Annotated in this window: 21 protein-coding genes; 10 read left to right on the top strand and 11 right to left on the bottom strand. The window is 69.6% G+C overall.

Annotated elements, in window-relative coordinates:
- Nucleotides 1–18 precede the first annotated feature (18 nt).
- From ABT352_RS12660 to ABT352_RS12630, 7 genes are all read right to left on the bottom strand, one after another.
- Nucleotides 19–1692 carry an NAD(P)/FAD-dependent oxidoreductase gene (locus ABT352_RS12660; RefSeq protein WP_350944778.1) on the bottom strand — a complete coding sequence of 558 codons (1674 nt, stop codon included), beginning with the start codon at nt 1690–1692 and terminating at the stop codon, nt 19–21.
- An 86-nt stretch (nt 1693–1778) separates the two neighbouring features.
- Nucleotides 1779–2705, bottom strand: coding sequence for a TrmB family transcriptional regulator (locus tag ABT352_RS12655; protein WP_350944777.1), 927 nt, complete (start codon nt 2703–2705; stop codon nt 1779–1781).
- A 329-nt stretch (nt 2706–3034) separates the two neighbouring features.
- On the bottom strand, nt 3035–3625 hold the full coding sequence (locus tag ABT352_RS12650; RefSeq protein ID WP_350944776.1) for a TetR/AcrR family transcriptional regulator: 591 nt from the start codon (nt 3623–3625) through the stop codon (nt 3035–3037).
- 194 nt (nt 3626–3819) lie between these two features.
- Nucleotides 3820–4833 carry a glutamine synthetase gene (gene glnII, locus ABT352_RS12645; protein ID WP_350944775.1) on the bottom strand — a complete coding sequence of 338 codons (1014 nt, stop codon included), beginning with the start codon at nt 4831–4833 and terminating at the stop codon, nt 3820–3822.
- 255 nt (nt 4834–5088) lie between these two features.
- Nucleotides 5089–5724 (bottom strand): MerR family transcriptional regulator, encoded by a 636-nt coding sequence (locus tag ABT352_RS12640; protein WP_350944774.1) that lies wholly within the window; start codon nt 5722–5724, stop codon nt 5089–5091.
- A 36-nt stretch (nt 5725–5760) separates the two neighbouring features.
- Nucleotides 5761–6354, bottom strand: a complete 594-nt coding sequence (locus ABT352_RS12635; protein WP_350944773.1) for an HAD family hydrolase — start codon at nt 6352–6354, stop codon at nt 5761–5763.
- 250 nt (nt 6355–6604) lie between these two features.
- Nucleotides 6605–6979: a hypothetical protein gene (locus ABT352_RS12630; protein ID WP_350944772.1), complete on the bottom strand. Its 375-nt coding sequence runs from the start codon at nt 6977–6979 to the stop codon at nt 6605–6607.
- A gap of 200 nt (nt 6980–7179) precedes the next feature.
- Between ABT352_RS12630 and ABT352_RS12625 the strand changes: the two genes are divergently transcribed.
- The 7 genes from ABT352_RS12625 to ABT352_RS12595 all read left to right on the top strand — a co-directional run bounded on the left by ABT352_RS12625 (nt 7180) and on the right by ABT352_RS12595 (nt 13344).
- Complete coding sequence (locus ABT352_RS12625; protein WP_350944852.1) at nt 7180–8055, top strand: MurR/RpiR family transcriptional regulator; 876 nt, start codon at nt 7180–7182, stop codon at nt 8053–8055.
- Nucleotides 8056–8057: 2 nt separating this feature from the next.
- Nucleotides 8058–8816: a sugar isomerase domain-containing protein gene (locus tag ABT352_RS12620; protein ID WP_350944771.1), complete on the top strand. Its 759-nt coding sequence runs from the start codon at nt 8058–8060 to the stop codon at nt 8814–8816.
- A 39-nt stretch (nt 8817–8855) separates the two neighbouring features.
- Nucleotides 8856–10265, top strand: a complete 1410-nt coding sequence (gene ngcE / locus ABT352_RS12615; RefSeq protein ID WP_350944770.1) for an N-acetylglucosamine/diacetylchitobiose ABC transporter substrate-binding protein — start codon at nt 8856–8858, stop codon at nt 10263–10265.
- Nucleotides 10266–10373: 108 nt separating this feature from the next.
- Nucleotides 10374–11279, top strand: a complete 906-nt coding sequence (locus ABT352_RS12610; RefSeq protein WP_350944769.1) for a carbohydrate ABC transporter permease — start codon at nt 10374–10376, stop codon at nt 11277–11279.
- Entirely contained in the window at nt 11276–12187 is a 912-nt protein-coding gene (locus tag ABT352_RS12605; protein WP_350944767.1) for a carbohydrate ABC transporter permease, read from the top strand. The genes ABT352_RS12610 and ABT352_RS12605 overlap by 4 nt, the downstream gene beginning before the upstream one ends.
- An 87-nt stretch (nt 12188–12274) precedes the next feature.
- Nucleotides 12275–12850: a helix-turn-helix domain-containing protein gene (locus ABT352_RS12600; RefSeq protein WP_350944766.1), complete on the top strand. Its 576-nt coding sequence runs from the start codon at nt 12275–12277 to the stop codon at nt 12848–12850.
- 326 nt (nt 12851–13176) lie between these two features.
- The gene (locus ABT352_RS12595) at nt 13177–13344 is read left to right on the top strand and encodes a hypothetical protein (protein WP_350944765.1); all 168 of its coding nucleotides are present in this window, start codon (nt 13177–13179) and stop codon (nt 13342–13344) included.
- Nucleotides 13345–13442: 98 nt separating this feature from the next.
- On the opposite strand, the gene ABT352_RS12590 is transcribed toward ABT352_RS12595, so the two are convergent.
- Entirely contained in the window at nt 13443–14126 is a 684-nt protein-coding gene (locus tag ABT352_RS12590) for a DNA alkylation repair protein (RefSeq protein WP_350944764.1), read from the bottom strand.
- 80 nt (nt 14127–14206) lie between these two features.
- Nucleotides 14207–14896: a TetR/AcrR family transcriptional regulator gene (locus tag ABT352_RS12585; protein WP_350944762.1), complete on the bottom strand. Its 690-nt coding sequence runs from the start codon at nt 14894–14896 to the stop codon at nt 14207–14209.
- A gap of 350 nt (nt 14897–15246) precedes the next feature.
- Here ABT352_RS12585 and ABT352_RS12580 point away from each other — a divergent pair, with 350 nt between their 5' ends.
- Together ABT352_RS12580 and ABT352_RS12575 are read left to right on the top strand one after the other, a co-directional pair.
- Nucleotides 15247–16752 carry a glycoside hydrolase family 3 protein gene (locus ABT352_RS12580; RefSeq protein WP_350944760.1) on the top strand — a complete coding sequence of 502 codons (1506 nt, stop codon included), beginning with the start codon at nt 15247–15249 and terminating at the stop codon, nt 16750–16752.
- 170 nt (nt 16753–16922) lie between these two features.
- On the top strand, nt 16923–17624 hold the full coding sequence (locus tag ABT352_RS12575; RefSeq protein ID WP_350944759.1) for a pentapeptide repeat-containing protein: 702 nt from the start codon (nt 16923–16925) through the stop codon (nt 17622–17624).
- 114 nt (nt 17625–17738) lie between these two features.
- Here ABT352_RS12575 and ABT352_RS12570 read toward each other — a convergent pair whose 3' ends face one another.
- The gene (locus tag ABT352_RS12570; protein WP_350944757.1) at nt 17739–18218 is read right to left on the bottom strand and encodes a carboxymuconolactone decarboxylase family protein; all 480 of its coding nucleotides are present in this window, start codon (nt 18216–18218) and stop codon (nt 17739–17741) included.
- A gap of 145 nt (nt 18219–18363) precedes the next feature.
- Between ABT352_RS12570 and sigJ the strand changes: the two genes are divergently transcribed.
- The gene (gene sigJ, locus ABT352_RS12565; protein ID WP_350944755.1) at nt 18364–19248 is read left to right on the top strand and encodes an RNA polymerase sigma factor SigJ; all 885 of its coding nucleotides are present in this window, start codon (nt 18364–18366) and stop codon (nt 19246–19248) included.
- Nucleotides 19249–19380: 132 nt separating this feature from the next.
- On the opposite strand, the gene ABT352_RS12560 is transcribed toward sigJ, so the two are convergent.
- Nucleotides 19381–20232 (bottom strand): helix-turn-helix transcriptional regulator, encoded by an 852-nt coding sequence (locus ABT352_RS12560; RefSeq protein WP_350944754.1) that lies wholly within the window; start codon nt 20230–20232, stop codon nt 19381–19383.
- Between the last annotated feature and the right edge of the window lie 79 nt (nt 20233–20311).

The raw sequence follows: 20311 nt of genomic DNA, 5'->3' as shown, positions 1-20311 counted from the left end.
AGACCTCGTCGGGGGCACTCACGTCTTCTCCAGGTAGCGGTGGACGAGGGCCACGGCCATCGCGCCCTCACCGACCGCGGAGGCGACCCGCTTGATCGAGTCGGCACGGACGTCGCCGGCGGCGAACACCCCCGGCACGTTCGTCTCCAGGTGGTACGGCCCGCGCCGGAGCGGCCAGTTGCGCGGCCTGTTCTCGTCGGCGGTCAGGTCGGGACCGGTGAGGACGAAGCCCTTCGCGTCGCGTTCGACGGTGTCGCCGAGCCAGTCGGTGAACGGCTGGGCGCCGATGAAGACGAACAGCCACTCGGCCTCGACGGTGCGCTCGCCCTCGGGACCCTTCAGCGTGATCCGCTCCATGTGGCCCTCGCCCTCGGCGCCGACCACCTCGGTCTCGGTGTGCACCTCGATGTTCGGGATCTGGGAGATCTGCTCGATCAGGTAGTGCGACATGGTCCTCTCCAGCCCGTCGCCCCTCACGATCAGGTGGACCTTGCTGGCGTACCCCGACAGGTAGACCGCGCCCTGGCCCGCCGAGTTGGCGGCGCCGACGATGTAGACCTCGCGGTTCGCGCACTCGGGCGCCTCGGTGAGGGCCGCGCCGTAGTAGCAGCCGGAGCCGATGAAGTCGTCGAGGCCGGGGGCGTTCAGCCGCCGGTAGGAGACGCCGGTGGCGAGGATGACGGTGTGCGCGGCGATCGAGCCGCCGTCGGCGAAGCCGACCACCCGGGCCTGGCCCTTGACCTCAAGGCTGGTGACCGTGCGGGCGGTGAGCAGCTCGGCGCCGAATTTCAGCGCCTGGCGCCTGGCGCGATCGGCGAGTTGCGCGCCGGAGACGCCGTCGGGGAAGCCCAGGTAGTTCTCGATCCTGGAGCTCTGGCCCGCCTGCCCGCCCGAGGCGTGCTGCTCGACCATCACCGTGCGCAGCCCCTCCGAGGCGCCGTAGACCGCGGCCCCCAGGCCGCCGGGACCGCCCCCGATCACGATCAGGTCGTAGAAGTCGGTGGCCGGGGCGGTGGACAACCCCACGGCCTCGGCCAGCTCCGAGGTGCTCGGCGCGGTGAGCTTCGTGCCGTCGCCGGTGATGACCAGCGGCAGCCTGGCCGGGCCGGCGGCCCCCTTCTCCCCGGCCTCCGCGGCCGCCGCGAGCAGCTCGGCGCCCTCGGAGGAGTCGGCGAGCATCCAGCGGTAGGGCACCTGGTTACGTGCCAGGAACTCTCTGACCTCGTACGACGGGGCCGACCAGCGCGCGCCCACCACCCGCAGCTCGTCGGACTCGCGCCGATCCGTCCGCTGCCAGGCGTCGAGCTGGGCGTCCAGCACCGGGTAGAACTTCTCCTCCGGCGGGTCCCACGGCTTGAGCAGGTAGTGGTCGAGATCGACCACGTTGATCGCCTGGATCGCGGCATCGGTGTCGGCGTAGGCGGTCAGCAGTACGCGGCGCGCGTAGGGATACAGGTCCATCGCCTGCTCCAGGAACTCCACGCCGTTCATCTGGGGCATCCGGTAGTCGGCGAGGATCGCCGCCACGTCGTCGCCCCTGAGCCGCAGCTCGCGGACACTGGCCATGCCCTCGACCGCGGTGTCGGCCCGGATGACGCGATAGGCGTGGCCGTAGCGGCGCCGCAGGTCGCGGGCGATGGAACGGGACACGCCAGGATCGTCGTCGACCGTCATGATGACCGGTTTTTCCATGTCCTGCCTTCCCCCGAGATGGAGATAGCCGATATTAAGGACAATCTCTCCGAAGGATGTCACATCCGTGTTAAAGCCAGCATTGATCAGGCGTGGTCATGAGGGGTGGGAGTCGCGGGGGGCGCGAGGGAACCGTGGAGACGGTGACCGGGCATCCCGGCGGCGCGCAGCAGGACGGCCGGGCGGTCGCGGTCGCTGAGGAAGCGTCTGAGTTCGGAGTCGGTCGTCCAGATCTCGCGCATGGCCTCGTGCCCGACCCGGTCGGCGACGATCTGCAGGGCGATGTCCTGCCTGACGTACTCGACCGCCATCGCGACGACGGCCGGGTCCTCGGTGTAGACGCCCCACGCGGTGCCGCCGGCGAAACCGCCGACGAGGGCCTCCCGCCGGTCCCCCGCGACGACGAGCAGCCGGTGGTCCTGGTCCTCCTTCACGCTCCCCTCGCCCTCGTGCAGGGGCGCGGGGAAGGGGAAACGGCGCTCGTACAGGTTCCCGACCGGCTCCCGCGCCACGCCGAAGTGCATCACCGAGGTCTCGACCCCGCGCTCGACGGCGCACCTGATCAGCGGGGAGAGCGGTTTCATCTCCTCGGGCCAGATCGACACGAACAGGTTGCTCCGTGCCCCGGCCACCACGTCCTCCGCCCGGTCGAGCAGCGCCACGGGGTCCTTGAGGCTGTGGATCAGATATGCCTTGGGAGGCGCCACGATCGCGGGCAGCGCGACCTCCAGCGCCCCGATCGAGTCGGCGAACTCCCTGCGCATGCGCTCCAGCAGGGATCGCGGCGGTAGCGGCAGATAGTCGGTGGCGTCGTCGGAGCCGCGCAGCTCGTAGGCCGCGCCCTTGGCCACCAGCTTGCCAAGCGTCTCGTAGACCGTGCTGCGCGGCACCCCCGAACGTTTGGCGACCTCGTAGCCGTTGAGGGGCTGTCCGGCGCCGACCAGGGTGACGTACGCCTTGGCCTCGTAACCCGACATGCCCAAGCGCTGTAATTGCTCCACTACGTCCCGCATCGCAGTTATGGTACGGCGCCGACTACCCGTTTAGCGCTGTCCTAAAGCACCTGTTTTGTAGGATTTTTGTGACGTGAGGTCATCCGGACCCGTGGAACGGGGGCGACGAAGCGTGGGAGCGCTCCACCGGGAGGCGTTTCGCTCTCGTCCGGCCGCCGACGTCATCATGCGTGCTCAGCTGCCTGCGAGGGGCACCGCCCGGTCCTGTCCGGGGCCGGACCCGCCGGTCCCGGTGGCCTCCGCGGGTGGGAGCGCCGCGGGGCCGGGGCCCGTCCCGCTCGGGTGGCGTGCGCGGTAATTTCGGTCGCGGCCGCCGCGCCTCCGCTCCGCTACGCGGGCTTCAGGGCCCGCAGGGCGAACTCCACGAGCGTGTCGGCGTACTCGTGGGTGAGAGGGGCGGTGCGCAGCATCCAGCGGTGGTAGATCGGTCCGTACAGCAGCTCCACGGCCACGCTCAGATCCGCGTCCTCGGCGACCTGGCCCGCCCGCTGGGCGCTGCGCAGCCGTTCCCTGGTCGCCTCCAGGTGCGGCCCCAGGAGTCGCGCGGTGATCTCGGCGCTGATCGCGGGGTCGTTCAGGGACTCGACGGTGAGTGCCCTGGTCATCGTGTCGAGCTCGGGATCGTGGTACTCGTCGACGATGGCCCGCAGGGTGAGGCGAAGGTCGGCCCCGAGGTCGCCGGTGTCGGGAAGTGCGACGCTCCCCTCCTCGTCGGAGGTCCTGGAGAGGAAGGCGTCGATGAACACGGCGCCCTTGGAAGGCCACCAGCGGTAGATCGTCTGCTTGCCCACTCCCGCGCGGGCGGCGATCGCCTCTATCGTCAGCTTGGCGTATCCGGACTCGGCGACCAGGTCGAAGGCGGCGCTCAGAATGGCCCGGCGCGACTGCTCGCTGCGACGGGCCGGGTTCGGGGTCTTCACGTGCCCGAACGTATCATTTCACGAGTCGAAACGTATCGTCTTGCTCGGCGCGCCGCATCGGCCGCGCTCGCGGGCCGATTCTCCCCGAGAGGCCCCGGACACGGCCGAAGGGGGTGGGTGAGCGGACGAGCGGAACGCCGAAGGCCGCGGAGACCCCCGGCAGGGCTTCCGCGGCCTTCGAGTCTGCGGTCGGATCAGACCTGGCCGGCCTTCTCCAGGGCGGAGCAGCAGGTGTTCACGATGAGGCGGGTGACGAGGTAGGGGTCGACGTTGGCGTTCGGACGCCGGTCCTCGATGTAGCCCTTCTTCTCCACCTCGACCTGCCACGGGATGCGGACCGAGGCGCCGCGGTCGGAGACGCCGTAGCTGAACTCGTTCCAGGGGGCGGTCTCGTGGAGGCCGGTGAGGCGCTCCTCGATGCCGGCGCCGTAGTGCTTGACGTGCTCCAGGGCGTTCGCGGCGAGGGCCTCGCAGGCGGTGACGATCGGGTCGTACTCCTCGCGCATCGCCTTGGTGGAGAAGTTGGTGTGCGCGCCGGCGCCGTTCCAGTCGCCCTTCACCGGCTTGGCGTCCAGGGTGGCGCCGACGTTGAAGTCCTCCGCGGTGCGGTAGAGCAGCCAGCGGGCGATCCACATGTGGTCGGAGGCCTCGACGGGACCGGCCGGGCCGATCTGGAACTCCCACTGCCCCGGCATGACCTCGGCGTTGATGCCGGAGATGGCCAGGCCCGCCTCGATGCAGTAGTCGAGGTGCTTCTCGACGATCTCGCGGCCGAAGACCTCGTCGGCGCCGACGCCGCAGTAGTAGCCGCCCTGCGGGGCGGGGAAGCCGCCGATCGGGAAGCCGAGCGGGCGGCCCTCCTTGAAGAAGGTGTATTCCTGCTCGATGCCGAACCACGACTCCTGGCCGGCGTACTTCTCGGCGACCTCGACGAGGGCGGCGCGGGTGTTGCTGGAGTGCGGGCTCATGTCGATGTTGAGCACCTCGCACAGCACCAGCACGTTGGCGCCGCCGCGGATCGGGTCCGGGCAGGTGAAGACCGGCTTGAGCACACGGTCGGAGGAGGAGCCGTCGGCCTGGTTGGTGCTGGACCCGTCGAAGCCCCAGATCGGGAGCTCCGCACCGTCCGCCATCACCTTGGTCTTGGAACGAAGCTTGGCGGTCGGCTCGGTGCCGTCGATCCAGATGTATTCAGCCTTGAAGGTCATCGGCGGAGTCCTTGAGGATGGAGGGATCTTCTGCTCTCAAAGATTCGCAAGGCGCGATTTCGCATCTGTTGCCCATGTGTGAACAGAGTGTTACTCAGACCTATATGGGCAGGCAGAGGCTGTATTGAAATCCGCACAGATGGTTTCCAGGGCTGTGAGCTGCCCTTTCGTGGGACGATTGGAACGATTGAGACATCCGTCACAGGTGACGCCGATTATTGCGCCAAGTCATTTTCGTCACCTTTGTCGCATGTGCTATCGGCCGTCGAGGAGGCGGGCCGAGACCGACTCGTGGGCGAGCCGCCGCATGATGTCGAGGACCCTGCCGTATACGACGGTGCCGAGGACGAGGGCCTCGACCGCCTCCTCGCGGGGGCCGTCGAACGGGACGGTGTCGATCTCGTGCTCGGTCACGAGCCGCAGGGCGGCGTCGGCGTAGGGGCGCAGGGCCTCACCGTCGGCGGGCATGCCGAGCCTGCCGAGGGTGAGGACGGCCTGGGCCAGCTCGTCGCGGGTCGGGGCTTCTGGCTTGATCTGCCAGCCAAGATTGGTGATCATGGCATCGGCCTCGGCGCGGGCACGCGTCCACTCCTCGTCGGGCGTGTCCGGCTCGGCCTCGGGCGCGAGGGCGTACTGCGTGACGCCGAGGACGTGGTGCAGGTCCAGGCTCTCGTCGTCGACGGCGGCCACCACCTTGCCGATGGAGGCGATGGGCAGCCGCCCGACCTCCAGCAGCGCCCGGATCAGCCGCAGCCTGCGCACGTGGCCCTCGCCGTACCGCGCGCTGGTGGCCGAGGTCTGCTCACCCGCGGGAAGCAGGCCCTCACGCAGGTAGTACTTGATCGTCGGGATGGGTACGCCCGATGCGGTGCTGAGCTCGGATATCCGCATCATTGGATAGTACAGGTGGCCAGTGTGGGGGCGCCGCTAGCGCAGCGAGGGGCGGACGTCGATGACGGTCATCCCCGCGGCGAGGGCGGAGGCCACTCCCTCGTCGGTGTCCTCGTAGACGACACAGGTGTACGGGGCGACGTCGAGGAGGCGCGCGGCGAGGAGATAGACGTCGGGGGCGGGCTTGCCGTAGCGGACGTCGTCCCTGGTGACCACGATGTCGAAGAGGGGGCGCAGGCCGGTGACCCGCAGGGTCTCCTCCACGGCCTGGCGGGCGCCTCCCGAGGCCACGGCCATCGGCACCCGTCCCCGGTGAGCCTCGGCGACCGCGCTGACCGGCCGGTGCGGGGTGACCGTGTGGATCAGCCACTGGTAGGCGTCGAGCGCCGCCGCCCGCACCGCCTGGTAGTCGAGCTCGGCTCCGGTCTCGGTCTCCAGCTCCGCCAGCAGACGGTCGGACGACAGGCCCGTGCGCGCCCGGTACCACGCGGAGTCGAGGTCGACCTGCCACCCGGCCAGCGCGGTCCGCCACGCGCTCTCGTTGGCGGAGGTGGTGTCGACGAGGGTCCCGTCGCAGTCGAAGATCAGGGCCGCGTAGGGGGTGGAGGGCTGGAGTCGCTGGTGGAGCATGGTCGCCTAACACGTGACGGTGGATCTACGTCCACTTTAGCCCGCGCCGGAAAGGGCGGGCGCCTGCCCGGGGGGTGGTCCCGTCACCGCGACGGGTGAGATCGCGGGGGGCGGCCAGGGCGGCGGACGTGCGGTTCTTCGGCTTCCGCCGACGGGGCGGGCAGGGCTCCCGAGCCGGCCCGGCGGGTGCGCGGTCGCCCGCGTACGCCGGACGTGCCGATCCGTCGGAACGCGGCCGGTGTGGGAGGACTCAGCTGATCTCGTCGCCCCAGCCGTCGTGCCGTGCCCTGGCCAGCTCGGTCTCCATCTCCTCAAGCTCCCGCATGAACCCCTGGAACCCCCGCGGGCCCAGGCGGCGCCAGACGAGCAGCTGCAGGGAGCGCGTCTCCTCGTCGATGAGCGGCTCCTGGTGAGGCGGCGACGTCAGCAGCTCCTGGGCCTGGCGCTCCGCGGCCTGGAGTTCTTCGGTGGTGAAGCGGATGCCGTGCTCGTGCTCCAGCAGCCGGATGTGCGGGTCGTTGCGCAGTCTCTGGTCCCGGGCGCGCCGGGCGCGCCGGGCGGCGAGCTCGTCGTGGACGTGCGCGCCGGAAACCTGGTGCGGCGTGTCGGCCGGACGTGGAGTCATCGTGGGGTTCGCCTCCGTCAGCGCGGTTCCTTTTTCTGGAACCTCTGCTAGAAACGACGCCCGAAAGGCGGCGGAGGTTGTCGATTTCTCCCCCGAAACCCCGGCCGGGCGGGTGCGGCGCCCCTGACGGTGCCCTCGACGGCCTTGACGTGAGCTTGACTTGAGAATAATTTTCACCCAGAAGAACCCTGGTGAAAGGAATGCTTGTGGCCGCAGGCGCGCTCGGACGCATACAGACCGAGACACCCGCGCTGCCCGAGGCGCTGCGCCGGGTGGGGGAGGCGATCCTGGCCGACCCCGCCGAGGCCGCGCGATCGACGATCATCACGCTCGCCGAGCGGAGCGGCAGCTCGCCCGCCACGGTGACCCGCTTCTGCAGGGTGTTCGGCTTCGCCGGGTACGCCGGGCTGCGCGTCGCCCTCGCCACGGAGAACGGGCGTGCCGCGCAGGCCAACTGGGACGCGGGGGTGGGCCACGAGATCGGTCCCACCGATCCGCTCGACGCGGCGATCGGCGTGATGGCCGCCGCCGACTCCCGGCTCATCCAGGAGACCGCCGCCCAGCTCGCCGTGGGCACCGTCGCCACGGTCGCCGACGCCATCGTCGCGGCCCGCCGCGTCCTCATCTTCGGGGTCTCCACCAGCGGGGCGGTCGCCGTGATGATGGGCGGGCGGCTGCGCCGCATCCGGATCCCCTGCTGGAGCCACGCCGACGCGCACGAGGCGCTCGCCGACGCCGCGCTGCTCGCCGAGGGCGACGTCGCGATCGGCATCTCCCACCAGGGCCGTACCCGCGAGGTGCTGGAGTCCCTCGGCGAGGCGGGGGACCGCGGCGCGCTCACCGTCGCGGTCACCTCCTTCGCCCGTTCCCCGCTCGCCGAGCTGGCGGATCAGGTGCTGACCACCGCGAGCCGCGAGACCACCTTCAGGCTGGGCGGCCTCGCCGCCGTCCACTCCCAGCTCTTCGTCCTCGACACCGTCTATGTCGCGGTCGCGCAGCGCACCTACGAGCAGACCAACGAGGCCTTCGAGTTGACGATCAGGGCTCTGGAGAGCCATCGCGTGGAGAGGAGCTGACCGTGCGGATCGGTGCTGCCGAGTACGTTCACGAGGTCAAGGCACTGGTGGACGAGGTTTCCGGCACCCAGCAGGAGGCGGTGGGGGCCGCGGCGGCGCTGATCGTCGAGTCCCTGCGCGGTGGCGGTGTGATCCAGGCGTTCGGCTCCGGGCACTCCGAGGCGATCGCGATGGAGATCGCCGGACGCGCGGGCGGCCTGGTGCCCAGCAACCGCCTCGCCCTGCGCGACGTCGTCCTGTACGGGGACGCCCCGGTCGCCACCCTGCTGGGAGCACCCGGCGAGCTGGAGCGCGACCCCTCGGTCGCCCGGCGGATCTACGACCTGGCTCCCGTCCGCCCCGAGGACGTGTTCGTGCTGATCTCCAGTTCAGGGGTGAACGGATCGGTGGTCGAGCTCGCCTCGATCGTCAAGGAGCACGGGCACCCCCTGATCGCCCTCACATCGGTGCGGCACAGCACCGCGATGACCTCCCGCCACCCCTCGGGCCGCAAGCTCCTCGACCTCGCCGACGTGGTGCTCGACAACCGCGCCCCGTACGGCGACGCGGTCCTGCCGCTCCCGGACGGCGGCACGTTCGGTGCGGTCTCCACCATCACCTCGGCGCTGCTCGCCCAGATGGTCGTGGCCGAGGTGGTGCGCGACCTGAGCGAGGCGGGCCTCACCCCGCCGATCTACCGCTCCGCCAACGTGACCGGCGGTGACGAGCACAACCGCGCCCTTGAGAACCGCTACGCCGGAAGGATCCGGCGAGGTGCCTGAGCACCGCCCCTCACTCCCAGGCCACTTCCAGGAGGAAGCATGACCCAGCTATCCAGGCGCGAGCTCCTGCGCGGCGCCGCCCTGGCCGGTCTCACCGTGCCGGCCCTGTCCGCGTGCGCCACCCCCGCGGGCAACGGCGGCGCCGCCTCCTCGGCGCCCGTCGTCGGGGCCACCAGCGCGGCCAACCCGCTCGGCCTCGTCGAGGACAGGCCCCTGGAGGTCTGGATCTTCGACGGTGGTTTCGGCGACGCCTACGCCACGGACGTCCACGAGCCGCTGCTCAAGACGAAACACCCCAACCTGGAGATCAGTCACAACGCCACCAAGGAGATCGCGAAGACCCTGCAGCCGCGCTTCGCCGGCGGCGACCCGCCGGAGTTCGTCAACAACTCCGGCGCCAACGCGATGGACTTCGGCGCCCTCGTCCAGGACGGCCAGCTCACCGACCTCACACCGCTGTACGACGCGCCGAGCTGGGACGACCCCGCCGTCAGGGTGCGCGACACGATCGATCAGAACGCCATCGAGCTGGGCAGCTACGACGGCACGCCGTACGTCCTCAACTACGCCAACACCGTCTGGGGCATCTGGTACTCACGAAAGCTCTTCGAGGCCGAGGGCTGGCAGGTCCCCAAGACCTGGGCCGACTTCCTGGCCCTGTGCGAGACCATCAAGAAGTCGGGCAAGATGGCGCCCTTCACCTACGCGGGCAAGCACCCGTTCTACATCTACGAGGCCATCCTCACGCTCGCCGCGAAGATCGGCGGCAAGGACGTGCTGAAGAACATCGACAACCTCCAGGACGGCGCCTGGAAGGCCGAGCCGGTCAGGCAGGCCGCGGGGGCCTTCGTCGAGCTCGGGTCGAAGTATCTGCTCCAGGGCACCGCGGGGCTCGACCACGTGCAGACCCAGACGGCGCACAACAAGGGCCAGGTCGCGATGCTGCCCTGCGGCTCCTGGCTGGAGAACGAGCAGAAGGACTCCACCCCAGAAGGCTTCGACTACGCGATGTTCGCGCTCCCCGACTTCGGCACCTCCGACGCCCTGCCGTACGGCACCCTGCACGCCCAGCCGGGCGAGGAGTACGTCGTCCCCGCCAAGTCGGCCAACCCCCGCGCGGGCCTTGAGTACATGCGCGCCATGCTCTCCAAGGAGGGTGCCGGCAAGTTCATGGAGATGGTCTCCACGCTCACGGTCGTCAAGGGCGCCGACGCGGGCCGCACCCTCCAGCCGGGACTGAAGAGCGCCTCGGCCGCGCTGGAGGCGGCGGGCGACAACGCCGTCTGGTTCCTGTTCCGCAAGTGGTACGTCGAGCTGCACGACGAGGTGGCCGCCGCGACCGGGCAGCTCATGGCGGGCAAACTCACCGTCGACCAGTGGGCGGACCGGGCGCAGAAGAAGGCGGACGCCATCAAGAAGGACGCCTCGGTGAAGAAGTTCAGCCGATGACGGCGGCAGGCGACGGGGCGCCCGGGGGCCGGCCCGTCGCTCACCGGGCACCGGTCCTGGGCCGTTGCCTCGGTGGTGTGACGACGCAGGGGAAACGGTAGGCCGGCGATGGACCACGGCAGGACACGGTTCGTCGCGGGGTTCCTCGCGATCCCGCTGACGCTCTACCTGATCTACGTGATCGCGCCCTACGCGCAGGCCTTCTACATCGCGTTCACCGACTGGCGCGGGGTGAACGCGACCCCGCGCCTGGTGGGGCTGGAGAACTTCCGGCGGCTGCTGGCCGACAACGTGTTCTGGCAGGCGGTGAGCCACAACCTGGTCCTGCTCCTCCTGCTGCCGATCCTCACGCTCGGGATCGCGCTCTTCTTCGCCTTCCTGCTCAACGCGGGCGGGCGGGGCGGCACCGGGGGCATCTGGGGGTCGAAGTTCTACCGCGTGGTGTTCTTCTTCCCCCAGGTGCTGGCCGTCGCCGTGGTCGCCGTACTGTTCCAGCAGGTCTTCAGGCCCGACCGCAGCGGCATGCTCAACGCGCCGCTCATCGCCCTGGGCTTCGAGCCGATCGGTTTCCTGTCCAGCACCGACGTCGCCTTCTGGTCGATCCTCGCCGTGCTGGTCTGGCAGGCGGTCGGCTTCTACGTCGTGCTCTTCTCCGCGGGCATCGCCTCCATCCCGCGCGACCTCTTCGAGGCGGCGGCGATCGACGGCGCCGGAGGGCCCTCGCTGTTCCTGCGGGTCACGCTGCCGCTGCTGTGGGACACCATCCAGGTCGGCTGGGTCTATCTGGGCATCGCCGCGCTGGACGTCTTCGCCATCGTGTGGGTGATGACGGCCGAGCACGGCGGCCCCGACCACTCCACGACCGTGATGGCGGCGGAGATCTACCGCACCGCCTTCCAGTACTTCAAGTTCGGCTACGCCTCCGCGATGGGCGTGGTCCTGTTCTTCTTCACCATCGGGTTCGCGGCGCTGGCCCTGCGCCTGTCGCGGCGTGAGCGGATCGAGTTCCAGTGACCGACGTCGTGACTTCCCCGAGCAGGGCGTTCGCCCGCGAGGAGCGCAGGCGGCGCCTGGGGCCCCTGTCGGCCCTGACGCACGTCGCGCTGCTCGTCTGGACGGTTCTGGTCGTCGTGCCGATCGTGTGGACGTTCCTCGCGTCGGTGAAGAGCGAGGACGAGATCTTCGGCGACGCCTGGTCGCTGCCCGCCCACCTCCGCCTCGACAACTGGGCCCGCGCCTGGGAGCAGGCGCACATCGGCCAGTACATGATCAACAGCATCGTCGTGGTGGCCTTCGGCACCCTGGGCACGATGCTGTTCGGCTCGATGGCCGCGTACGTGCTCGCCCGCTACCGCTTCCGGGGCAACCGGTCGATCTATCTGCTCTTCGTCTCCGGCCTCGCCTTCCCGGTCTACCTGGCGCTGACCCCGCTGTTCTTCGTCGTGCAGAACATGGGGGCGGTCCCGGTGATCGGCCCGTTCATCGGCCTGAACACGCACGGCGGGCTGGTGCTGGTCTACATCGCCTACTCGCTGCCCTTCACCGTCTTCTTCCTCGCGGCCTTCTTCAGGACGCTGCCCGGAGCGGTGGCCGAGGCGGCCTTCGTGGACGGGGCCTCGCACGCCCGGGTGTTCTTCCAGATCATGCTGCCGATGGCCAAGCCGGGCATCGTGAGCGTGACCATCTTCAACGTGCTCGGCCAGTGGAACCAGTATCAACTGCCCCTCGTCCTGCTCAACTCCGACCGGGACAAGTGGGTGCTCACCCAGGGCATCGCCGACATCTCCACGGCCGCGGGCTACGACGCCGACTGGTCGGCCCTGTTCGCCGCCCTCAGCATGGCCATCCTGCCGATGCTGATCGTCTACACGATCTTCCAGAGCCAGATCCAGAAGGGCCTCACCGCCGGAGCCCTCAAGTAGGACGCCCGGTCGCCTCCCGCAGGAACCATCTCCGTGACACTTCGGCATCGTTGACGCTCTCGTATAACGAGAGTTATCGTCAACTATATGAGAGCATCAGCTCCCGAACTCATGCCCATCTTCCGATCACCTCTTCAGGCCCGCCTTCTGACACGCCTGTTCCTGGCCGCCGACGAAGAATTCACGATCACCGATCTGGCCGACCTCCTCGGTTCTCCGCTTCCCACGGTCCAGCGGGAGGTGCATCGCCTCGTGCGCGCCGGTCTCCTCAGGGAGCGCAGAATCGGCAGGGCGCGGCTTGTCAGAGCCAACGCCGAGGCCGCCGCCTCACGGCCACTGGCGCAACTGCTGGCCGTCACCTTCGGTCCTCCCGCGATCATCGCTGAGGAGTTCGCGTCGGTGGCGGGCATCGAGCGGCTCGTCATCTTCGGCTCCTGGGCCGCGCGTTATCACGGACACTCCGGCCCTCAGCCCAATGACGTCGACCTCCTGGTCATCGGCTCCCCCTCCCGGGGGGACGTCTATGACGCGGCGGAGCGAGCCGAGCGCCGTCTGGGCATTTCCGTGAATCCGGTGTTACGGAGCGTATCCGCGTGGGAGTCTGGCGACGAAGGTCTGCTCCGCGAGATCGCGAACGGGCCGACGGTAACCGTGGAGGTCTAGGGGGAACTCGGCAGTGCAGTGGACCATCGGGGAAGCCGCGATCCGCAAGCTTCTCGACGATCGTGAGCTCCAACGGGTTCCCCTGGCCGATCACATGGCCGAGTCGATGCTCGAATCGGCGCGAAGCCATCTCGAATCGGTGGAGTTGATCCGTGACACCGATCCCGACGGTGCCTACACCCTCTGCTACGACGCCGCGAGGAAGGCATCAGCAAGCCCAGGGCCTGCGTGCCACGTCTGCCGGTGGCCACATCGCACTCAGGGAGGCTGTCACGGCCCAGTTCGGGCAGACCAGGGAAGGTGCTTCGCTCCGTCGACTCGATCATATGCGGCGAAGAAGGAATGTCCTCGAATACTCCGGCCAGCCCAGCGAGGCGGTCACCGGCGCCGAACTCGACGAGGCGACCGCGTGGACCGCTGAGATCATTGACTTCTGCGAACGTCTCGTGTCGAAGCTCGATCTCTTTCCGCAGGGGTCGGTCCCCCGAAAGTGATCATCGACATCGTCGTTCTGCCGTGAAGCAGGCATATTCGGGCTTGGGCAACATGGGGCGCGGTCTTCCCAGGAGAGCCATGACAGCGCGTATCGGGTCTATCGGTTGGGGAGGTTTTTCAGGGCCTCGCGGCGGCTCAGGCCGCTGATGCGGGTGTGGTCGACGTAGCGGACGACCTCGTCGGGATTGGTCTTGGCGTACTCGCGCAGGGCCCAGCCGATCGCCTTGCGGGCGAAGAAGTCGTTGTCGGACAGGCTCGGCTCGATGCAGGCGTACAGCAGGCCGGTGTCGGTGGCGGACTTGAAGCGGTTCTGGCTGAGGATGGCCGTGCGGCGCTTCCACAGGTCGGTGCCGCGGGCCCAGCGGAGCATGAGGGGGCGCATGGTGTCGGGGAAGGCCGCGAGCAGGCCGCCGACGCGGTGGACGGCGAGCTCGTCGACGTAGTCCCACCAGGCTCCGGTGACGATCATCTCCTCGTACATCGGCAGCGCGTCGAGCGTCTGGAAGGAGCGGTAGAGGCGGAAACCGGTCAGCTCGATCGCCGCGTAGCGCTCCTCGCGGTATTCGGCCCCGCGCCACAGGGTCAGCGTCGCCTCTCGCCATGTGGACGCCTCGTCGACGGGATAGTCGGCGAAGACCCGCTTCAGCGCGGCGCGGCGGGGCGCGGCCTGCACGCCGAGGAACGGCATCGACGACCTCATGTAGGTCTGCATCACCGGAGCCTTGGCGGGATCGGCCACGTCGGTGAGCGCCATTCGTACGGCCTTCTGCAGAATCTCCACGCTGCCCACCACTTCCCGTTCGCTTCGCGGACGCTTGATTCTCACAGGCCGCGCCGCCCGCCGCGCCGGTTCCGTGGGCGTTATTCGTTCTGGCTACTTCGCTCGCCGGTCGCCAGGCCGTCGAACAGGATGGTGATGTAGTGCTCGGCGAGGCCCGCGGTGTTGAGACGGCCCCCCGGGCGGAACCAGCGCACCGTCACCCAGATGGTGTCGCGGATCATGCGGTAGGTGAGCTTGGGGTCGACGTCCGCGCGGAGCAGGCCGGCGGCCTGGCCGAGCTTGATCTGCCCGACCCACATGCGCTCGACCTCCTCCTCGGCCCTGACCAGGTAGTCGAAGCGGTCGCCGGGGAGCGACCTCAGGTAACTCCAGTCGTTCTGCATGACGGTGATCGCCGCGCGGTGGGGCTCCAGCGTGCCGAACCCGATGCGCACCATCTCTGAGAGGATCGTGCGGGGGTCGCCGTCGCGGTCCAGGGCGGCGCGGTAGCGGCCGACGAGGTCGTCGAGGAAGGTGGTGAGCACCTCGTCGACGATCGTCTCCTTGGAGTCGAAGTGGTGATAGAGGCTTCCGGACAGGATGCCCGCCTCTTCCGCGATCTCCCGGACGGTCGTCGCCTGGAAGCCCTTGCGGGCGAAGAGCTCGGCGGCGAGTTTGACGAGATGGTCACGGCGCTCCGAGGCGGGGCCCGATGTGGCCGCGCGTCTGGTCCCGCTCTGGCGCCTGACCGGGGTCGTGGTCGCGCCGCCGGAGTTCTTTCGCGTGTTCACGCCCCCATTATGAGCCCTTGCGCAATCGCTTGTTCACCGGAACGCGCCAGCTCATCCCGGTTATCTCCCGCGACCGAACGCTCACCGCATTTGTCGCCGGACGGGTCCCGCCGGGCGCGGGACCTCTCGTTCTCCGCCCGCCTATCAGCGGACCTTCGGCTCGTCCATCGTCGCGATCCGCAAAATCCTGAGCGGAAGCCCTATGGTCAGCCCACTAGCAATTAGGAAACTTTCCTATTAGATTTGCGCAGAGCCGCCGTGGGAGCGCTTTCCCCGGGGGTCCGGTGACAACGTGGTGCCTGCGCGTTCCCGGCAGGAACGCCGACCGGTCGTCAGGCGAGGAGGGGTGAATGAAGCGCGGCCCAGAGCTGCTCCGTCTGGCGGAGACGGTCGTCTTTCCCGGGTTCGAGGGCAAATCGCCGCCGGACTGGATCCGGCGCCGGATCGGCGAGGGACTGGCCGGAGTGGTGCTCTTCTCCAGGAACATCGCCACCCCCTCCCAGGTCGCCGAGCTCACCGCCGTACTCCGAGGGGAGAACCCCCAGGTCCTCGTCGGCATCGACGAGGAGTCCGGCGAGGTCACCCGCCTGGAGGCCACGGGCGGGAGCACCCGCCCTGGCAACTTCGCCCTCGGCGTGGTCGACGACACCGACCTCACCGAGGAACTCGCCGCCGACCTCGGCCGCGACCTCGCCCTCGCCGGCGTCAACCTCAACTTCGCCCCCTCGGCGGACGTGAACTCCAACCCCGACAACCCGGTCATCGGCCTGCGCTCCTTCGGCGCGGACCCCGACCTCGTCGCCAGACACACCGTGGCCTGGATCCGCGGCATGCAGTCGGCGGGAGTGGCGGCCTGCGCCAAGCACTTCCCCGGCCACGGAGACACCTCCGTCGACTCCCACCACGGCGTGCCGCTCGTCGCCGCCACCCCCGAGGAACTGCGCGCGGTGGCGCTGCGGCCCTTCCGTGCCGCCGTCGAGCAGGGAGTACGCACGGTCATGACCGGGCACCTGCTCGTCTCCGCCCTGGACCCCGCGATGCCCGCCACCCTCAGCCGCCCGGTCCTGCACGACCTGCTCAGGGTCGAGCTGGGCTTCGAGGGCGTCGTCGTCACCGACGGCATCGAGATGGCCGCCGTCTCCGGCCCCTACGGCATCGGCGGCGCCTCGGTCCTCGCCGTCGCCGCGGGTGCCGACGCGATCTGCGTGGGCGGCGAGCACGCCGACGAGGAGACCGCGATCGGGATCCGCGACGCGATCGTGGACGCCGTGATCGAGGGCAGGCTCTCCGAGGAGCGGCTCGCCGACGCCTCCCGGCGCGTCTGCGAACTCGCCCTCTGGACCACGGCCGCCCACCGGAGCGCGTCGGCGGGCTCCGGCACCCCGTCGATCGGCCTGACCGCCGCCCGGCGAGCCCTGCGGATCACCCGCCGCTCCGCGACCGCGCCCATCCCCCTGTCCGCACCGCCGCACGTCGTCGAGCTCGCCCCCGAGATGAACCTCGCCATCGAGAAGGACACCCCGTGGGGCGTCGGGGAGCCGCTCGGCAAGCTCCTCCCCGGCACCACGGTCACCCGGCTCACCGCCTCCGGCGCCACCGGAGGCGCCGTCGAGGCCGCACTCGCCGCGGCGGCCGAGCGCCCCCTCGTCGTGGTCGTCCGCGACGCCCACCGCCACCCCTGGCAGGCCGACGCGCTCCTGCACCTGCTGGCCGCCCGCGCCGACGCGGTCGTGGTCGAGATGGGACTGCCGGGCCGCTCCGACCTCGGCGCCGTCCACATCGCGACCCACGGCGCCTCCCGCGTCTGCGGCCAGGCCGCCGCCGAACTCCTCGCCGGGGATCCAGGCACGGCCTGAGCGGGAGCGCTCCCACCGACCACGACGGCCCCGGAACGGAACGCGGGGACCCCGGACTCGCGGGGTCTCCTGGACCACAGCGGCCTCCCGGAGCATGAGGTATTCGGGAGCGTGGTGGTCTCCCAGACGGTGGGGAGAATTCTGTCGGTGGGGGCTGCTTGAATCGCGGCATGAATGCGGCACGGTTGCTGACAGAGCAACGCGAGATCCACGGGGTCGATCTGGCGGGGCTCTCGCTCAGCGATCATCTGACCGGTGAAGGACCCTACGTGTTCAGGGAGTGCGATCTCACCGGCGCGGACCTCGCCGGGGCGTCGCTGGTGGAGGCCTCGTTCGAGAAGTGCGTGCTGGAGCGGGCCGACTTCCGCCGTGCGGACCTGGACGGGGCGCGCTTCTCCGGCGGTGGGGGAGCGGGGCTCAGGTTCACGAACGCCGAGCTGGTCGACGCGACCTTCACCGACGTCGACCTGTCGGGCGCGCGCTTCGAGCTGGCCCTGCTCACCGACGTCACCTTCACCGGTTGCCGCATGATCGGCGCGGTGCTCTCCTCCTGCCGGGGCACCGGCTACCGGTTCGACGGCTCCAACCTGGCGCTGGCCGACCTCACCGGCTGCTCGATGCGAGGTCTCCACCTGCGGGGCGTCCGCTTCGACGACGCCAACCTGTCGGGCTGTGACTTCACCAAGAGCGTGTTCGAGGACTGCCGCATGATCGGCGCCCGCACCGTCGAGACGGTCTTCACCAAGACGGACCTGCGCGGCGCCGACCTCGGCGAGGTCGACGACACCCGGCTCCGATCACTGCGCGGAGCGATCGTCAGCCCTACCCAGGCCGCCCTGATCCTCGCCTCCCGAGGACTGACCGTGGGCTGACGGCCAGGGCCGACGATCGGAGCTGACGGAGGCTCGTCCACCGCGGACACACCGACCCCGGCCCACCCGTCCCGCGCAACCGGTTTCAGCACCGGATAGACGCGGGATCGGCCCTCACCGCCTCCACTGCTCCGCCGCGGACACCCCCGGCAGCGGCTTGCCGATGAGGGCGAGGGGGAGGAAGAAGCAGACCTGGCCGATGGCCATGATGAGCGTGGCGAGCGCCTTGTCGTCATACTGCTCGGACGCCCGGGCGTACAGCTCGTCGGAGACGCGCTCACCCGACAGGTTCGGGGTGAGCACGGATTCGGCCAGTTCCAGCGCGACGCGTTCGGCATCGGTGAAACAGAGGGCGTCCCGCCAGGAGGCCACGGCGGCGATGCTCTCCTCGGTGGCGCCGGTCTCGCGGAGGTTGCCGGTGTGCAGGACGGTCAGGTACGTGCTGCCGACGATCTGGCCGACGCGCAGCTGCACCAGGCCGATGGTGGTCGGCGGGACCGTGCCGTTCCCGATCGCCCTGTACAGGGCGCCGCCGACGTCCTTGAGTTCGGGAACGAGCAGGACGGGGTTGGGCAGACGCGACTCGGTGGTCACAGTGGGCTTTCCTTCCGGATTCGAATGGTGGAACGCCGCTCTGACGGATCGCACGGGGCGAAGGTGACCGGGTACGTTCGCGGTCACCTTTCACCGCTCCGCCGCGTCAGCGATCTGACATGACCGAGACGAGAGGAACACGACCATGACTCCCCATGAATTTCTGGCCGACCGGTTCCAGGAGCACCGCCCTCACCTGAAGGCGGTCGCCTACCGGATGCTCGGCTCGCTGAGCGAGGCCGAGGACGCGGTCCAGGAGGCATGGCTGAGGCTGGCGCGTTCCGACTCGGGTGACATCGGCAATCTCGGTGGCTGGCTGACCACGGTGGTCGGCCGTGTCTGCCTGGACATGCTCCGCGCCCGCAGGTCCCGGCGTGAGGAGTCGCTGGAGGGGCGTATGCCCGATCCGGTGATCAGCCGCGCGGATGCCGCCGACCCGGAGCGGGAAGTGCTGCTGGCCGACTCGGTGGGCCTGGCGCTGCTGGTCGTGCTGGAGTCCCTCACCCCGGCCGAACGGCTCGCGTTCGTGCTCCACGACGTCTTCGGGCTGCCGTTCGAGCAGATCGCGCCCATCGTGGACCGTACGCCGGCGACGGCCAAGAAGCTCGCCAGCCGCGCCCGCCGGCGCGTTCGTGACACGGCCCCGAAGCCCGACCCCGACCTGAGCGGTCAGCGACGAGTGGTGGACGCCTTCCTCGCCGCCGCACGTGGCGGCGACTTCACCGCGCTGGTGTCCATCCTCGACCCCGACGTGGTGCTTCGCGCCGACGCCGGCCCGCTCACCGGCATGAAGGTCATCCGCGGCGTCGCGGCCGTGGCCGGACAACTCGCCACCTTCCAACGCATGGCCACCAGCGCCGCCACTCATCCCGTCCTCGTCAACGGCCTCGCAGGCCTGGTCAACACCATCGACGACCGGTTGATCTCCGTTATGAGCTTCACCGTCTCCGACGGCAGGATCGCCGCGATCGACATCCTCTCCGACCCCGACCGGCTGGCCGACCTCGACCGCACCCACCTGGAGCCGTGACACCCGACCTTTGTCGAGCGGGAATCGGCGAGCCTCGACCAGACGCCGCGCCTCCTCCCAAGAGCTGACAGGAGGTCGACCGTGCACACCGAACGAACGCCTGGACTTCCGGCTTCGTCAGAGTCATCTGCGCTATCTGCTCGCGTTGAAGCTCTCGGCTCCCAATACATTCAGAAGGGCGAGAATCTCGGCGTCACGGGATCCCGGCGGCGCGCTGTAGAGCACGAGGTTCTGGTCACGGTCGGCGAGCGTGAGCGAGTCGCAGTCGACGGTGACCTCTCCGACGACCGGGTGCCGGAAGGTCTTCGTGAGCGTCGGCGCGGCCTGCACGTCGTGCCGCTCCCAGAGCCGGGCGAACTCGGGGCTGCCGTCGCGGAGCTCGTCGACGAGTTCGATCACCGCGGGGTCGGACGGGTACCGGGCGAGGGCGGATCGAAGTCCCATGACGACGTGGTGCCGGAACTCCGTGGCGTCGGAGACCCCGTACAGCGCCGCGTCGGCGCGCGCCGATCCGAAAAACGCCTTGCGCGCGAGGTTGCGGTCCTTGGGGTCGAGCGCGGAGAAGTCCTCCATGAGCGCGGCCATGAGGTCGTTCCACGCGAGTACCTCGAACACGGCGGATGTCACGAAAGCGGCCGTCTGCGGCAGCCGTTCGAGGAGCGCGAGGATGCTCGGGCGGACGTCGCGCCGGTGCAGTCCGCTACGGCTTGGCGCGGTGCCCGCCAGGACGTGAAGGTGATCGGACTCGGCGTCGGTCAGCCGCAGCGCGCCGGCGATCCCGGAGAGGACCTCGCCGGACGGGCGCGGTGCCCTGCCCTGCTCAAGCCGGACGTAGTACTCCGTGGAGATGTGCGCGAGGACCGCCACCTCCTCGCGGCGAAGACCCGGTGTCCGGCGTCGCGAGCCCGAGGGCAGGCCGACGTCACGCGGCTGGAGTCGCTCGCGGCGGCTCCGGAGGAAGGCTCCGAGCTCCTGCTTGTCCATGACTCCCAGTCTGCACGCCGCGCGGCGGCCGATCCTGGTACTGCCTGTGCCTGTATCCGACCTGGTGGCCGACCTGACA

Origin of the sequence: Streptosporangium sp. NPDC000563 (assembly GCF_040299985.1) — a bacterium.
In the GTDB taxonomy this organism is placed as follows: domain Bacteria; phylum Actinomycetota; class Actinomycetes; order Streptosporangiales; family Streptosporangiaceae; genus Streptosporangium.
This window is presented reverse-complemented; position numbering and strand designations above follow the sequence as displayed.

Bases quoted from the DNA above. Each gene is read 5' to 3' on its own strand.
- ABT352_RS12660 (WP_350944778.1), bottom strand. From the start codon at position 1,692: ATGGAAAAACCGGTCATCATGACGGTCGACGACGATCCTGGCGTGTCC.
- ABT352_RS12655 (WP_350944777.1), bottom strand. From the start codon at position 2,705: ATGCGGGACGTAGTGGAGCAATTACAGCGCTTGGGCATGTCGGGTTAC.
- glnII (WP_350944775.1), bottom strand. From the start codon at position 4,833: ATGACCTTCAAGGCTGAATACATCTGGATCGACGGCACCGAGCCGACC.
- ABT352_RS12640 (WP_350944774.1), bottom strand. From the start codon at position 5,724: ATGCGGATATCCGAGCTCAGCACCGCATCGGGCGTACCCATCCCGACG.
- ABT352_RS12635 (WP_350944773.1), bottom strand. From the start codon at position 6,354: ATGCTCCACCAGCGACTCCAGCCCTCCACCCCCTACGCGGCCCTGATC.
- ABT352_RS12630 (WP_350944772.1), bottom strand. From the start codon at position 6,979: ATGACTCCACGTCCGGCCGACACGCCGCACCAGGTTTCCGGCGCGCAC.
- ABT352_RS12625 (WP_350944852.1), top strand. From the start codon at position 7,180: ATGCTTGTGGCCGCAGGCGCGCTCGGACGCATACAGACCGAGACACCC.
- ngcE (WP_350944770.1), top strand. From the start codon at position 8,856: ATGACCCAGCTATCCAGGCGCGAGCTCCTGCGCGGCGCCGCCCTGGCC.
- ABT352_RS12610 (WP_350944769.1), top strand. From the start codon at position 10,374: ATGGACCACGGCAGGACACGGTTCGTCGCGGGGTTCCTCGCGATCCCG.
- ABT352_RS12600 (WP_350944766.1), top strand. From the start codon at position 12,275: ATGAGAGCATCAGCTCCCGAACTCATGCCCATCTTCCGATCACCTCTT.
- ABT352_RS12595 (WP_350944765.1), top strand. From the start codon at position 13,177: ATGCGGCGAAGAAGGAATGTCCTCGAATACTCCGGCCAGCCCAGCGAG.
- ABT352_RS12580 (WP_350944760.1), top strand. From the start codon at position 15,247: ATGAAGCGCGGCCCAGAGCTGCTCCGTCTGGCGGAGACGGTCGTCTTT.
- ABT352_RS12575 (WP_350944759.1), top strand. From the start codon at position 16,923: ATGAATGCGGCACGGTTGCTGACAGAGCAACGCGAGATCCACGGGGTC.
- sigJ (WP_350944755.1), top strand. From the start codon at position 18,364: ATGACTCCCCATGAATTTCTGGCCGACCGGTTCCAGGAGCACCGCCCT.
- ABT352_RS12560 (WP_350944754.1), bottom strand. From the start codon at position 20,232: ATGGACAAGCAGGAGCTCGGAGCCTTCCTCCGGAGCCGCCGCGAGCGA.